The sequence below is a fragment of the Brevundimonas sp. TWP2-3-4b1 genome, from assembly GCF_049897665.1.
Lineage (GTDB): Bacteria > Pseudomonadota > Alphaproteobacteria > Caulobacterales > Caulobacteraceae > Brevundimonas > Brevundimonas subvibrioides_B.
Window position 1 is genome coordinate 1 of sequence record NZ_JAFCWQ010000040.1, and the last position, 12,991, is coordinate 12,991.

At 62.4% G+C, this 12,991-nt stretch carries 12 protein-coding genes and 2 pseudogenes; 8 read left to right on the top strand and 6 right to left on the bottom strand.

The features are described 5' to 3' along the window. On the top strand, positions 1-287 hold a 287-nt coding region (locus tag ACP7A5_RS17305), incomplete at its 5' end, for a hypothetical protein (protein ID WP_426043071.1). A 155-nt stretch (positions 288-442) separates the two neighbouring features. Here the strand turns inward: ACP7A5_RS17305 and ACP7A5_RS17310 are convergent. Further along, a pseudogene (locus ACP7A5_RS17310) lies at positions 443-553 on the bottom strand (IS1595 family transposase); the annotation flags it as partial. 145 nt (positions 554-698) lie between these two features. Here ACP7A5_RS17310 and ACP7A5_RS17315 point away from each other — a divergent pair. The 3 genes and pseudogenes from ACP7A5_RS17315 to ACP7A5_RS17325 form a co-directional block, all read left to right on the top strand. Next, a pseudogene (locus tag ACP7A5_RS17315) lies at positions 699-896 on the top strand (IS6 family transposase); the annotation flags it as partial. Between the two features lie 177 nt (positions 897-1,073). Continuing rightward, entirely contained in the window at positions 1,074-1,484 is a 411-nt protein-coding gene (locus ACP7A5_RS17320) for an ester cyclase (RefSeq protein WP_425989187.1), read from the top strand. A 9-nt stretch (positions 1,485-1,493) separates the two neighbouring features. After that, the gene (locus tag ACP7A5_RS17325) at positions 1,494-2,882 is read left to right on the top strand and encodes a dihydrolipoyl dehydrogenase (protein WP_425989185.1); all 1,389 of its coding nucleotides are present in this window, start codon (positions 1,494-1,496) and stop codon (positions 2,880-2,882) included. Positions 2,883-2,884: 2 nt separating this feature from the next. On the opposite strand, the gene ACP7A5_RS17330 is transcribed toward ACP7A5_RS17325, so the two are convergent. Next, entirely contained in the window at positions 2,885-3,691 is an 807-nt protein-coding gene (locus ACP7A5_RS17330; protein ID WP_425989183.1) for a glucose 1-dehydrogenase, read from the bottom strand. Beyond that, positions 3,688-5,778: a glycogen debranching N-terminal domain-containing protein gene (locus ACP7A5_RS17335; RefSeq protein WP_426043072.1), complete on the bottom strand. Its 2,091-nt coding sequence runs from the start codon at positions 5,776-5,778 to the stop codon at positions 3,688-3,690. The genes ACP7A5_RS17330 and ACP7A5_RS17335 overlap by 4 nt, the downstream gene beginning before the upstream one ends. 173 nt (positions 5,779-5,951) lie before the next feature. On the opposite strand from ACP7A5_RS17335, the gene ACP7A5_RS17340 reads away from it, so the two are divergent. Continuing rightward, positions 5,952-6,845 carry an SDR family oxidoreductase gene (locus tag ACP7A5_RS17340; RefSeq protein WP_426043073.1) on the top strand — a complete coding sequence of 298 codons (894 nt, stop codon included), beginning with the start codon at positions 5,952-5,954 and terminating at the stop codon, positions 6,843-6,845. Positions 6,846-7,332: 487 nt separating this feature from the next. Here ACP7A5_RS17340 and ACP7A5_RS17345 read toward each other — a convergent pair whose 3' ends face one another. Continuing rightward, positions 7,333-8,130, bottom strand: a complete 798-nt coding sequence (locus ACP7A5_RS17345) for an SDR family NAD(P)-dependent oxidoreductase (protein WP_425989177.1) — start codon at positions 8,128-8,130, stop codon at positions 7,333-7,335. A gap of 93 nt (positions 8,131-8,223) precedes the next feature. Between ACP7A5_RS17345 and ACP7A5_RS17350 the strand changes: the two genes are divergently transcribed. Continuing rightward, on the top strand, positions 8,224-9,204 hold the full coding sequence (locus ACP7A5_RS17350; RefSeq protein WP_425989175.1) for an alpha/beta hydrolase: 981 nt from the start codon (positions 8,224-8,226) through the stop codon (positions 9,202-9,204). A 72-nt stretch (positions 9,205-9,276) separates the two neighbouring features. Beyond that, a complete protein-coding gene (locus ACP7A5_RS17355; RefSeq protein ID WP_426043074.1) occupies positions 9,277-10,098 on the top strand; it encodes an IS5 family transposase in 822 nt (273 codons plus the stop codon). Positions 10,099-10,194: 96 nt separating this feature from the next. Here the strand turns inward: ACP7A5_RS17355 and ACP7A5_RS17360 are convergent, their stop codons facing one another. Next, on the bottom strand, positions 10,195-10,623 hold the full coding sequence (locus tag ACP7A5_RS17360) for a BLUF domain-containing protein (RefSeq protein ID WP_426043075.1): 429 nt from the start codon (positions 10,621-10,623) through the stop codon (positions 10,195-10,197). 520 nt (positions 10,624-11,143) lie between these two features. Between ACP7A5_RS17360 and ACP7A5_RS17365 the strand changes: the two genes are divergently transcribed. After that, positions 11,144-12,229 (top strand): alpha/beta hydrolase, encoded by a 1,086-nt coding sequence (locus tag ACP7A5_RS17365; RefSeq protein WP_426043076.1) that lies wholly within the window; start codon positions 11,144-11,146, stop codon positions 12,227-12,229. Between the two features lie 36 nt (positions 12,230-12,265). Here ACP7A5_RS17365 and ACP7A5_RS17370 read toward each other — a convergent pair. Beyond that, a partial coding sequence (locus ACP7A5_RS17370) for an IS5 family transposase (RefSeq protein WP_426043077.1) occupies positions 12,266-12,991 on the bottom strand: 726 nt, incomplete at its 5' end.

Below are 12,991 nucleotides of genomic sequence, written 5' to 3' on the forward strand. Positions count from 1 at the left end.
GGACGGTAGCCGCCGCGATTTTGGACTTTAATCTGGTTGATGGAGAATCTTCGCCATTGGTCGAGGCCCTCGTTAGTCTTGACGTTCCCTTCATAGTCCACACGGCCGTGGATCTCCCGACGGCTTTGGCGGCGCGCTTTTCAGACCTGGTCGTCAGGATCAAGCCTTGCCCGGCGGCGAGTTTGGTCGCGGAACTTGAGATTTTGCTCGTCCAGCATGAGCGCGCTGTTGGAGCCGCCGTCGCGGCGTCACTTCATCTCAGAACGACGGTACGCGTTGAAGAATGAACCATCTTTGCCCGATGAAGGGTGCTGGCGCGGCCTCGTCGTGCCGGGGCTCAGTGCTGATCTTGTCATTCTATGCGCCGACCCGGGGGTCGATATCGCGGCGCTTGGAAGGCTCTCGGCACTTATCGCGCGCGGCTTCTATCAACAGCCTGCTCGGCCGTGCGGAGCGACCTGAGGATTTCGAACGCCTGGTCATTGGACAGGCGCATCACCTTGGACAGCGAAAGAGTGCGCGCTGCGATCGAGAGAAGGAAGTGCTGGGCCAATAGATCACTCCCCGGGTTTCGTTCACCGGCGAGTGTCGGATCTTGCTACGACAGAAACGGTCGGAACCGAAATGTCGCACCTTTGGTTCAGCCCCTGCGTTTCCCGGTTCGGGGCGATCCTTGGTGCGCTTGCCACCTAATGCCGGAGAACGCCCATCTTCCGATCCGACGACGAGAACGCCAGCAGTAGGGGTTCAAATCCTAAGCTTCAGCCTAAAGATTCCTGACCACACACGCCGCGATCTACAACACCTTCAACATCCAGCGCCATTTGATCAGCAGACCCACTCTTCGCCGCTTTCGCGCCGATGCGGCGTCTGTTTGGGCAGCCGCGATCGCCTGATTTCAGGCAGGTAGGGCGGCTTTCGACTTGGCGCAATTAACCTGTCAGCACCTATCTGTGAGTGGAGTGCCTCGGACGCTCGCGGGAGTGCGATCGTCTCGGAGCGAGGCCGAGCCGATCGCAACCGATCAGGTGGCTAACGGTTAGGGGGACTCGACCCACTTCTAAGGAATCGCCATGTCCGACGCCGCAATCGCCGCCACCAAACGCTTCGGTGAGATCGTCAACACCGGTGCGCTCGACGCATTTCCGGAAGTCGTGGCCGAAGGCTGCGTCGATAATGACCCGTCCCCAGAACAGGGCTCCGGCCCCGAAGGGTTCAAGACGTTCTTCACCGGCATGCGGGCGGCCTTTCCCGACATGAAGGTGGAGCCCGAGACCATGGTCAGCGAGGGTGACAAGGTCGCTTTCGCCTACACACTGACCGGCACGCACCAAGGCGACTTCCTGGGCGTTCCCGCCACCGGCAAGCCGATCGAGATCCGGGGGATGCAGATCGGCCGGTTCGAGGACGGCAAGATGGTCGAGCGCTGGGGCTCTTCGGACGAGCTTGGCATCCTAAAGCAGATCGGCGCGGCTCCGGTCTGAGGCGAGCAGTTGCTAAAACCCGCTGCCTGCGATGTCGCGATCATCGGCTCCGGTTCGGCCGGGCTCGCCGCCTATCATGCGGCGAAAGCCACGGGCGCGAAGGTCCTGCTGATCGAGGCCGGGCCCGGCGGCACGACCTGCGCGCGATATGGCTGCATGCCGTCCAAGCTCCTCCTGGCGGCCGCGCGCTCAGCACGAGACACCAGGGCGGCGACGACGTTCGGCGTCCGCGTCGTGGACATTGCGATCGACGGCAAGGCGGTCATGGCCCGGGTGCGGCGCGAACGCGATCACTTCGTGGGAGCTGTGCTGGAGGAGGTCGCCGCCATCCCGCTGTCCGACAGGCTGCGGGGTCGGGCGCGGTTTTCTAGTCCCGACACCTTGACGCTCGACGATCATACGATCGTCACGGCCCGGGCCATCGTGATCGCCACCGGCGCGCGGCCGGTCGTCCCCAAGGAACTGGCCGAGACCTGCCAGGAGAGGATCGTCACTCACGAGACGGTCTTCGATCTGGAAACACTACCGCGCGCGTTGGCGGTAATCGGCGCTGGTCCACTCGGTCTGGAACTGGCCTTGGCCTTTGGCCGGCTGGGTGTGAAGACGACGGTCTTCGACGAGGGCGACACGATCGGGGCGGTCAGGGATCCCGTCGTCGCCGAGGTCGTGGCCGATCAGATGAAGCGGGAGCTTGTCTTCGAACTGGGCGTGAAGGTCGAGGCGAAGCGCAAGCCAGACGGCGACATCCTGCTCCAATGGTCGGAGTCCGGCGGCAAGGCGCGGCGCGGGACGTTTGACTATGTGCTCGACGCGACGGGGCGGAAAGCCGCCGTCGAAGGTCTGGACCTGAACCTCGCGGGCCTGGACTGCGACGAGGACGGCGTGCCCGTGTTCGATCCCGACACTCTCCGCTGCGGCGGGTTGAACATCTTCATCGCGGGCGACGCGAACGACGACCGGCCTGTCCTGCACGAGGCTTCCCTGCAGGGCGAGCTGGCCGGTCGCAACGCCGCGCACGCACCGAAGCTGGAGAAGCGGATCCCGATGCCGAGCATGGCCGTTGTCTATTCCGATCCGGACATCGCCAGCATAGGACCGGGCTGGGACGAAGATGCGGCCAAGGGCTGGAATGTCGGATGCAGCGATGACGTTGGAAGGGCGCGGGTCGACGCCAAGCCGTCGGGGGTGCTGCGCGTCTATGCCGAGGCGAAGGACGGTGTGCTACTCGGCGGCGAACTGTTTGGACCGGACGTCGAGCATCTCGCACATCTGCTCTCTTGGGCGGTCCAGCTTAAGATGACGGCCAGGGACGTGCTCGATATGCCCTTCTACCATCCGACGATGGAAGAGAGCCTGAGAACGGCGCTGCGCGACTTGGCGGATAAGCAAAAAAACTGAACTCACCCGCCCTCGCGGAAGTCCGGATAAAGGCTCATGCCGCCGTCGACGAAGAGCGTGGTCCCAACCACATAATCGGCCGCGTCCGAGGCCAGCCACACCGCGCTCTGAGCCACGTCGTCGACTTCTCCGATCCGGCCGTAGGGGATCAGTTTCAGCAGTTTGCGCGCCGCCGCCGGCGTGTCCCAGGCGGCTTTGTTGATTGAGGTCTTGATCGCTCCGGGGGCGATGGCGTTGACGCGGATTTTCTGGTCGGCGAGCTCCTGCGCCATCGTCTCCATCAGCATGCGCACTCCGCCTTTGGCTGCCGCATAGTTGGCGTGACCAGCCCAAGGTATGCGCTGGTGCACCGAGGTGACGAACAGCACCTTGCCGAGCGCCTTGGACCGATTGGGCTCCAGCCCCTGACGCCGGAAGCGCTTCGCTGCCTCCTGAGCGCAGAGGAAGGCTCCGGTCAGATCGAGGTCGATCACCTTGCGCCAGTCCTCCAGCCTCATCTCCAGGAAGGGCGCATCTGCCTGAGCACCGGCGTTGGCGACCAGGATATCCACCCCGCCGAAATGGGCGTCCGCCGCATCGAAAAGACGCTGCACGTCTTTTGGCTTCGAGACGTCTGCCTTGACCGAGACCGCGCGGCCCTCCTTTTCGAGAATCTCTGCCGTCACGGCCTTGCCTGCGTCCGCGTCGCTGTGGTGATTGACCACGACAGCGGCCCCCGCTTCGGCGAAGGCCAGGGCGATGGCCTTGCCGATCCCCGAGCTGGCGCCGCTGACCACGGCTCGCTGACCGGCGAGAGGTTTTTGACTCATGCGCAATCCCGATCGGCGGAGGTGACGGTTCCGGAGACGATGCCCCCTGCGTCGCGCGTCACCCTACATACGAACCTGTGATCGCCGACGGTCAAGCCGCGGATCTCGAGCCTATCGACGCCAGTCGGAAGAGTAGGGCTTTCCATCATTGGTCCCGACGGACCGACGCGCAGGCCAAGCAGTTCTGTCAGGAGGTAGGGCGCCGCACCTGCCGACCAGGCTTGCAACGGCTCGGCGAACGGACACCTTGCCGGAAACAGGCCGGGCTCGCGGTCGAATCCGATGAAGAACTCGGGCAGACGTCCCATGGCGAAATGCTCCGAAACATCGATCATTGTGTCGAAAACGGAGATCGCGTTTTCAGTCAGGCCGTATCTCTTCATGCCCGCCGCAATCAGTGCGTTATCGAAGGGCCAGACGCTGCCCAGATGATAGTTCAGCGGGTTGTAGGCCGCAGCCTCCGCCGACAGGGTACGAATGCCCCAGCCCCCATTCATGTCAGGACGCATCATTCGCTCGGCCGTACGCCTGGCCTTGTCGTCGTCGGCGATGCCTGACCACAGCACCTGACCCGCGTTGGAGCCTACGACGGCCAGTTGACGCCCGCCGGCCTCAAGACCGAGAGCGAAACACCCCTCGGCCTCCATCCAGAAATCCCGGTTGAACCCTTCGCGCAGAGCGGCGGCTGAGGTCTCCAGGTCGGCGGCGGCACCGTCTTCGCCTGCCCGCCGAAACGCATCGGCCATCAGGCGTTGCGCCTGCCAGACGTAACCCTGGACTTCGCTGAGCGCGACCGGCCCTTGCGAAGGACTGCCGTCAGCGCGCGGCACGCCGGTCATCGAATCCTTCCATCCCTGATGGATCACGCCGTCTTCGTTCTGACGATCATAGGTCAGATAGCCGTTCTCGTCGGCGGCGCTGCGAGCCGCCATCCAGGCGAGCGCCGCATCGATGCTGGTCCGGAGTTCGTCGAACAGGTTGTCTGATCCTGACCACTGCGCATGGCGTCCGACCAGGATCAGGAACAGGGGCGTCGCGTCGATCGACAGGTAGCTCGGTCGGTGCGGGACTTCTCCCAGATTGGCCATGGCTCCGACCCGGAGCTCATGCGGCATTTTTCCAGGTTCTTCGCCGGTCTCAGCGACGATCTTCTTACCCTGGTGGCGAGCGAACAGACGCAGCACACCTTCGGCCGGTCGTGGATCAAACGGCAGGCTCTGCAAAGCCGCGATGAGGCTGTCCCGCCCGAAAGGCGCGACGAACCAAGGCAGGCCGCCGGCGATGAACGGCTCCTCCAGCTCGGTCAGCAGCATCCTCAAATCCTTAAACGACCTGTCGAGCAGCCGTTCGAAGAGGACGTTGTTGCTGGTGACTGAAACGCCGTCATAGACGGCTGGAATCGGCGGCTTCGCTCGGGCAGGCGCGTCGACCTCTACGACGAAGAAGCGGATCTCGAGCGCTTCCGTCTGCTGCTGGCCGATCTCCAAATCGAAAGCGATTTGGCGGGCGCTGCCTCGCGCCGTGATTTGGGCGGCGCGATCGAGGACGACCGTGAGGCACCGCTCGACCTCGTCGGCCCCGAGATAGCGAAAGGTCAGTCCGTTGTCCTGCGTCTCGACGGCGCGCAACGGGCCTCTGGCCTTCGCCTCTGCGCCTCGAAGCTCAAAGATGTCCTCGAACAGGGCGTCGATTGTCAGCGCCAGTTCGAACCGGATCGGCTCCAAAGCGAAATTGCGGATCGTGATCCGATCGGCGAGGCATAGGCTTTCGCCCGCGACCCTTCGGTCTAGTCGAAGGGCGAAGCACTGAGGCTCCATCAACTTACCGTCCGTCTGGACGATCCGGTCGTTGGTCAGGTCGTGGGCCGCCTCGGAGCCCCGCGCCGCGCTCGACATCAGCACCAGAGGCTCCCGTCCGCCCAAGGTCAGCTCGTACCGGCTTAGGAAACGGGTATCGCGGTGAAACAGGCCGACGCCGGCATCGCTACCACTCGGTATTCCGCCGTTGGGACAGGTCGCAAGAAACAAGGCGCCATCCTTGATCAGAATGGGCTGGGTGACTTCCGTCATGAAGGGGGCGTCGCTCAAGTCTGGCTCCGGTTTCGCGCAAGCCAAGCTGGCGGAAACCAACAACGCACAAAACCACTCCTCGCTTCACTTCAAAGAAAATCCGGCCGGTGGAAACGTCGGCCCGCACGACGCGTTGAGGCGGACAATCAATCGCCCGCCGTGTGCGATTTGTATCAGCCACAGGATTTTCGATGACCGACCGCCTGACGATGCAGGACCCGCGCGAACAATACGCCAAGCCGCCGTTCCCAAAGCAGCCGCAACCGGTCCCTGGCCTGGCCGCGAAAATGGATCCCCAGCCCGATCACGGCGAGACCAGCTACAAGGGGTCAGGCAGGCTGGCCGGCCGCAAGGCGCTGGTCACAGGTGGAGATTCAGGCATCGGCCGTGCGGCCGCGATCGCCTATGCTCGAGAGGGTGCCGACGTCGCCATAGCCTATCTGCCGGGCGAAATGACCGATGCGCACGATGTCATCGCGTTGATCGAGGCGGAAGGCCGCACGGCGGTCGCGCTTCCCGGCGACATCACCGACGAAAACTGGTGCAAGCAGCTCGTCGCCGCTGCGGTCGCGGGCCTGGGTGGTCTCGACATTTTGGTCATCAACGCTGGCCACCAGCAGGCGCGTGACTCGATCGCCGAGGTGACTTCGAAGGATTTCGACGTCACGATGAAGACCAACCTCTACGCCATGCACTGGATCACCCAGGCCGCCGTGCCGCATTTAAAACCGGGGTCGGCGGTGATCACGACCGCCTCGGTGCAGGCCTATGATCCGTCGGCCAACCTTCTGGATTACGCGACCACCAAGGCCGGGATCGTCGCCTACACCAAGGCGCTTGCCAAACAGCTGATTGAAAAAGGTGTGCGTGCCAATGTCGTGGCTCCGGGTCCGTTCTGGACGGCGCTCCAGGCGAGCGGCGGCCAGCCGCCGGAGAAGGTCATGACGTTCGGCGAGCAGAGTGCCTTCGGTCGGCCCGGCCAGCCAGTCGAGATCGCCCCGGTCTACGTCTTGTTGGCCTCACAAGAAGCCAGTTTCACGACCGGAGAGATTTACGGCGTGACGGGGGGCGCTGGGATCGCCTGACGACCGCCAGAGATGACGGTCGCCTTGTCCGAGCGACATGCCGCAGGTGCGGAACCTCGCGGCGTTGGGCCGGTTCAAATCATATGAGCTTAAAAACCTATTCCGTGACCCTTGAATCCTCCGAGGGCGTCACCCGCGAAGTTAGAGTGCAGTCGCCCACGGACGTCCAAGCCGGAGACGCAGCCATCGCCTTGGCGGAGGATGACGAAGGGATTGTTTCGATCAATGAGATCGAAAACGGGGGTATCGTAGACGCCGGTCCGCCGAAATCTCAGGCCGCCGAGTTAGCTCCTGTGACACCCGGGGCTGCCGCCGCTCCTGAGGCGGGTCTAGCGGAGACCAATGAGTAAGGACAACGCACTCGCGTTGGGGCACCGACAACGCGTGTATGCGCGCGACGCAAAGCGTCGATGCCCCTCCGTGGGCACAGTCTGATGGACATCCGGCATCGGACCGAAAGCACATAACAGCGCATGACGTCCGTCGGTCAGGTGGTCATCACCGACCCGGAATCGACGCGCATGTTTGCGCCGTTTATGAAACTGGCCCGCTCTGAGCAGAGGAAGACAATCATCGCGGCGACCTCTTCGGGTTTACCGCGTCGCTTCAAAACCATTCCGGGACGCTCCTCCTCAAGGAAGGTGTCGACCGCCTCTTCGAAAGTCATATCCTTTTCGTCCGCGCGCTTCTGCATCATCTTGTCGGTCATGGGTGTGGCGATGAAGGCGGGGGAGACGGTGTTTACCAAAACGTTGTCGCAGCCGTAAGCCTTGGACAGACCCTTGGCGAAGTTGATGATGGCGGCTTTCGACGCACAGTAGGCTAGCTCGTCTACATAAGGCTGGACGCCGTCCTCGGACCCAATGAGCACGATACGACCCCATTTCTTCTCGCGCATCGCGGGAATGGCTTCGCGGGCGTTGCGCACGGCTCCCATCAGATTGATGTTTAGCGTGTCGAGCCAGCCTTCATCGTCCACCTGAAGAAAGTCGCCCGTCGCTCCGGTTACGCCAGCAGCGTTGACCAGAATGTCCGGGGCACCTAGCCGCTCGCGGACCTGCACGTGGAGCGCTTTCACGTCGTCGATCTTGATCACATCCGCCTCGACGGCGATGATCTCACCAAGCGCGCTCAGTTCTTTCAGCGTTTGCGCCAGGTCGCCATGTGGCTTGTCACTGATCGCCACCCGCACACCTTCTTCAAGAAGAAGTCGTGCGGTCTCTTTTCCGATCCCGCTGTCTGCACCGGTGACGAGGGCAATCTTGCCCTGGATGTTCAGCTTCATAGCAGGCCTCAATATTTTCGGGAGAGGCAAGAGAAACCGCCGGAGCGCCCGGAGTTCCTGGGAACCGCGAACGCTCGCCTGACTTGGTCATCCATGGCAAGCAAGACCCCATCCCTCATTTCCCCATCGGCACAGGGTGTCCTTGATGACTTGGCTGGTTGGAAGCCGGCCGCGGACGCGTCAGCCGCGGACGAAGTTTGGCTCGCCAGTTTTCGCAGTCAAACGGCAGCACTCGCGCGCTTCAGCGGCGTTGCGGAACGCCTGCATGAGGTTCGCCATGTCTTTGCGGACAGTCCAAATGGGCCTCTTCCCATCCGGATCTACCGCCCGTCGCCCGGTTATTTGCCGGTGCTCCTTCACATCCGCGGCGGCGGCGGAATTGCAGGTTCTCTCGACGCGCATGACGCAGCTCTAAGGGCCTTAGCGAAGACGACCGGGTGGGCGGTTGCAGCCCCCGACTACCGTTTGGCTCCTGAGGCTCCGTTCCCGGCGCAGTTGGACGACAGCGAGGTCGCTCTGCGTTGGCTTGTAAAGCATGGAAGAGAATGGGCTCTCGACGCCGATCGCTTGGTCGTTTCAGGCGACAGCATCGGCGGGACCCTGGCAACCGCGCTCGCGGTAAGGGCCCGGGACGCCCAGATCCCCTTGGCAGGCCAAATCCTGCTATTTCCGAATGTCGACCTCCGCCAGGACGCCCCTTATCACTCTCGCCAGACCGAGAATGGACGGATCATCGAGCAAGTCGATTTGGAACGCCAAATCGACGTCTACCTCAACAGAAGTGCGGATCGGCTAAACCCTGAAGCCTCGCCTTTGCTGCAGCTAGCACCGTCGATTGGGGAACCTATTCTTTTAGTGACCTGTTCTGCCGATCCATTGCGGGATGAGGGCCAGACCTACGGGTGCCAACTCTTAGCTGCTGGCGCAAGGTTGCACGAGGAGTGTTTAGAGGGCGCACTCCACGCGGTCCTGCAGATGCGGGGACGGGTGAAGGAGGCCGACACCCTATTCGAAAGGATCAGCCATTGGCTGTTTGATGTCGGGGGACCCGCAGCGCCATGCCTAAGAGGCTGACCGGAAATGAAGTTGGGTGAAATCAGTCGTTTGTGATTCTGTTGAAGGTGCGAGCCATCAACGGATATCGACATGTGGACTGAGATCACCCGGCGTAAGCATGCCCGAAAGGGGCTGCGCTATTCAAGCGATCTGACGGATGCGGAATGGGTGGTGCTGGAGCCGTTGCTGCCGGCGCGGTCTCGTCTGGGGCGTCCGGCGAAATGGTCGTTGCGGACGATCACTAACGCGCTGCTGTATATTCTGCGCAGCGGTCAGCCCTGGCGGATGCTGCCGGGGGACTTTCCTCCGATGACGACGGTGCAGGGGTATTTCTACGCCTGGCGCGACACCGGGGTGTGGAGCACGATCAATCACCTGCTGCTAATGGAGTGCCGCGAGGCTGTTGGGCGCGAGGCCTCGCCCAGCGCCGGGGTGAACGACAGCCAGAGCGTCAAGACCACGGAAAGCGGCGGCCCAACGGGCTATGATGCGGGCAAGAAGATCAAGGGCAGGAAGCGTCGCATCCTGACCGATACCAGCGGTCTGCTGGTGGCCGCGCGGGTCCATACGGCCGACATCCAAGACCGCGACGGCGCGCCTGACGTCCTGGCCTCGATCCGCTCCAGCTTCCCCTGGCTGCGCCACGTCTTCGCCGACGGCGGCTATGCCGGCGACAAACTCCGGACAGCGCTCAAGAGCCACGGCGACTGGACGATCGAGGTCATCAGGCGATCCGACACCGCCAAGGGGTTCGTGCTGCTACCGCGACGCTGGGTCGTGGAGCGCACATTCGCCTGGCTCGGTCGAAACCGACGCCTGGCCAAGGACTTCGAAAAAACCATCGACAGCTCAACCACCTGGCTACTCATGGCCTCGGTTCAGCTCATGACCCGACGACTCGCAAACCCCTGAACATGTTCAGAAACATTATGAGTCAGACTCTAAGCAAGCTCGGGGCTTTTCACGGATTGGTCTTTCAGGCGGCGCACGACGCACCAGTCGAGAAGGTCAATAAATTTGCCCTGCGACAAACCGGTGTTCAGCCCTGCTCATCAGGTCCAATAGGATCGCCGTGACTTGCGCCCCGCTTCCATTCTCGGTGATGATCCGGAACGACTGTTGGCTTAGCGGAGTAGGATCAGGGCGGGCCATGCTCCATTTTTTGAAAAGCCGGGCCTGAATTAATCTTTCCCCTAGAATGGTAATGTTCTCATGACGGCTGTCGGCCCGGACGCGTTTCATGAGCAGGTCCACCTCACCCCTGTCTCCCTCGACAACCTGGACGAACTTTCCATCAGGTAGAGCAAGTGCGCCGGAGATTCGGTTACGCTTGTTGTTGCGGATCGACGCGTTGAATATTGCGTCCAGACCTGACACGTCGTCATGAGAAATACAGGAGTCGCTCCTGTAAACCAACCGGATCAGGTTCTTTTGCATCAAAAGGGATTTCCCCGGGGCTCGAAGCCCTCGCCGTGGAAACACCGCACTGTTTCAAATGATCCCGGTCGTCAGGCGAACATCGAAACATTGCTCTTGCGGAAGGGACGAAAGGAGTTCGTTAACCACCCCTCGCCGACTTTCAGCGCGTCCGCTTTTGGCTTGTCCGGGGGGTCCACTTTCCGGCTCGCTGGTCAAGACCGATCCCGACCGAGGCTGTGTAAAAACTCCTGGCCGTCGGCCCGTTTTGCGAAGCTGGACGATTGATGCCGCCGGTTTTGGCCTCCGTGATGCTCCGAAAAGTCTCTTCCGTAGGATTATGCAGCCAACTGAAAGTCCTGCCAGAGTTTTTACACAGCCTCGACCCATAGCGGACGTTTGTCGTCGGCCAATCGGTCATTTGGGCAACGATGCTGAGGACGTCGGACTTGCGGCTGCGATCATAGCTCAACCTTAGCCATTTGGAACAACACTGATCTCTCTTCTCTCTGCTTGCGCCGGGGTTAAACAGGACAGTAACATGAAGACGAACCGCATCGCCGCCTTGACGGCATCCGTCGCGCTCGCGGCTACACTGGCTGCGTGCGCAGGAATGGACGGGATGATGGGTGGCGGCTCGGTCGCAAGTGCCTCGATGGGCATGAGCGGACGTCCGGACGCAGATATGCAAGCCGTGCTCGATGCACACGCCGCCCTTGGGGCTCGACCAATCGAAACCCTGTCCGTGGCCCAGGCGCGCACCCAGCCCACGCCAGCTGACGCGGTGCGTCGGGTCAAGGAAATGCGCGGCATGTCGACTGCGCCCGATCCTACGGTTTCGGTGCAGAACCTCACCTACCCGGCTGGCGCGGGGTCGCAGCCGGTAAGGGTTTACAGGCCGGCCGGTGCCGTCGGCACCAACCTGCCGGTCGTCGTCTACTACCACGGCGGCGGTTGGGTCATTGCGGACCTCGACGTCTACGACGCCACCCCACGCTCCATGGCCCGAAACATGAACGCCATCGTTGTGTCGGTCGAGTATCGCAAGGGGCCAGAGATGAGGGTCCCGGCGGCGCACGACGACGCCAACGCGGCGTGGCGGTGGGTTATGGCCAACGCAGCGTCATGGGGCGGCGACCCCATGAATATGGCAGTGGCTGGCGAAAGCGCGGGCGGCAATCTGGCAATGAACGTAGCCATCGCCGCGCGCGACAACGGCTGGACGCAGCCCAAGGCAATTCTCGCCGTCTACCCCATCGCTAACGCAAGCACGACCCTCCGTTCCAAGGTCGAGAACACAATGAGCCTGCCGCTGCGCACGACCACGCTGGACTGGTTTGGCCGCTACGCCCTTCCCTCCGCGGACTTCGCTCAGGACCCACGCTTCAATCTTGTCGCAGCCGATCTGCGAGGCCTCCCGCCAGTAATCATCGTCAACGCAGACATTGATCCTCTGCGCGACGACGGAGCGACGCTGGAGACCGCGCTGGAGGCGGCGGGCGTCAGCGTAGAGCGAAGAAATTGGGAAGGCGCGACGCACGAATTCTTTTCGATGGCTGACGTGGTCAGGGATGCTTACGACGCCCAGCAATGGTCCTTCCAACGTCTCCGCGGCGCATTGCGTTAGGGCCTGCGGGGTATCGAGATTTGCTAGGCTCAGGACTCATAGCCAGAAGAGCACGGTCGTTGCGAGGGCGATGGCGGACAGGAAGACGGTCGGGCATCGATCGTAGCGGGTGGCGACGCGCCGCCAGTCTTTGAGCCTGCCGAACATGATTTCTATGCGATTTCGACTTTTGTACCGGCGCTTGTCGTAACGGATAGGCTCGGTCCGGGATTTCCGACCGGGGATGCAGGGCGTGATGCCCTTGGCCTGCAAGGCCTCCCTGAACCAGTCCGCGTCATAGCTCCGGTCGCCCAGCAGCCATTGCGCCCTGGGCAGGCTGTCCAGCAAGGCTGCGGCACCGATGTAATCGCTGACACGGCCTGCTGTCATGAACAGGCTGATCGGGCGTCCGTTCGCATCAGTCACGGCAAAAAGCTTGGTGTTCATGCCGCCCTTGGTGCGTCCAATCAGCCGCCCAAGACCCCCTTTTTTAACCCCCAGGCTCGAAACCGTGCGGTGCGCTTTGAGATAGGTCGCGTCGATCATGACGGTGCGCCGTTCGGACTGGGCGCCAGACAGCCGCTGCATCATCCTGATGAAGACGCCGGTCTCGCTCCATCGCTTCCAGCGATTGTACAGGGTCTTGTGTGGGCCATAGGCCGCTGGCGCGTCACGCCAGCGCAGCCCGTTGCGATTCACGAAGATGATCCCGCTCAGTACCCGACGATCATCCACCCTCGGCCTGCCGTGGCTCTTCGGAAAGTGCGGCCTGAGCCGCTCCAT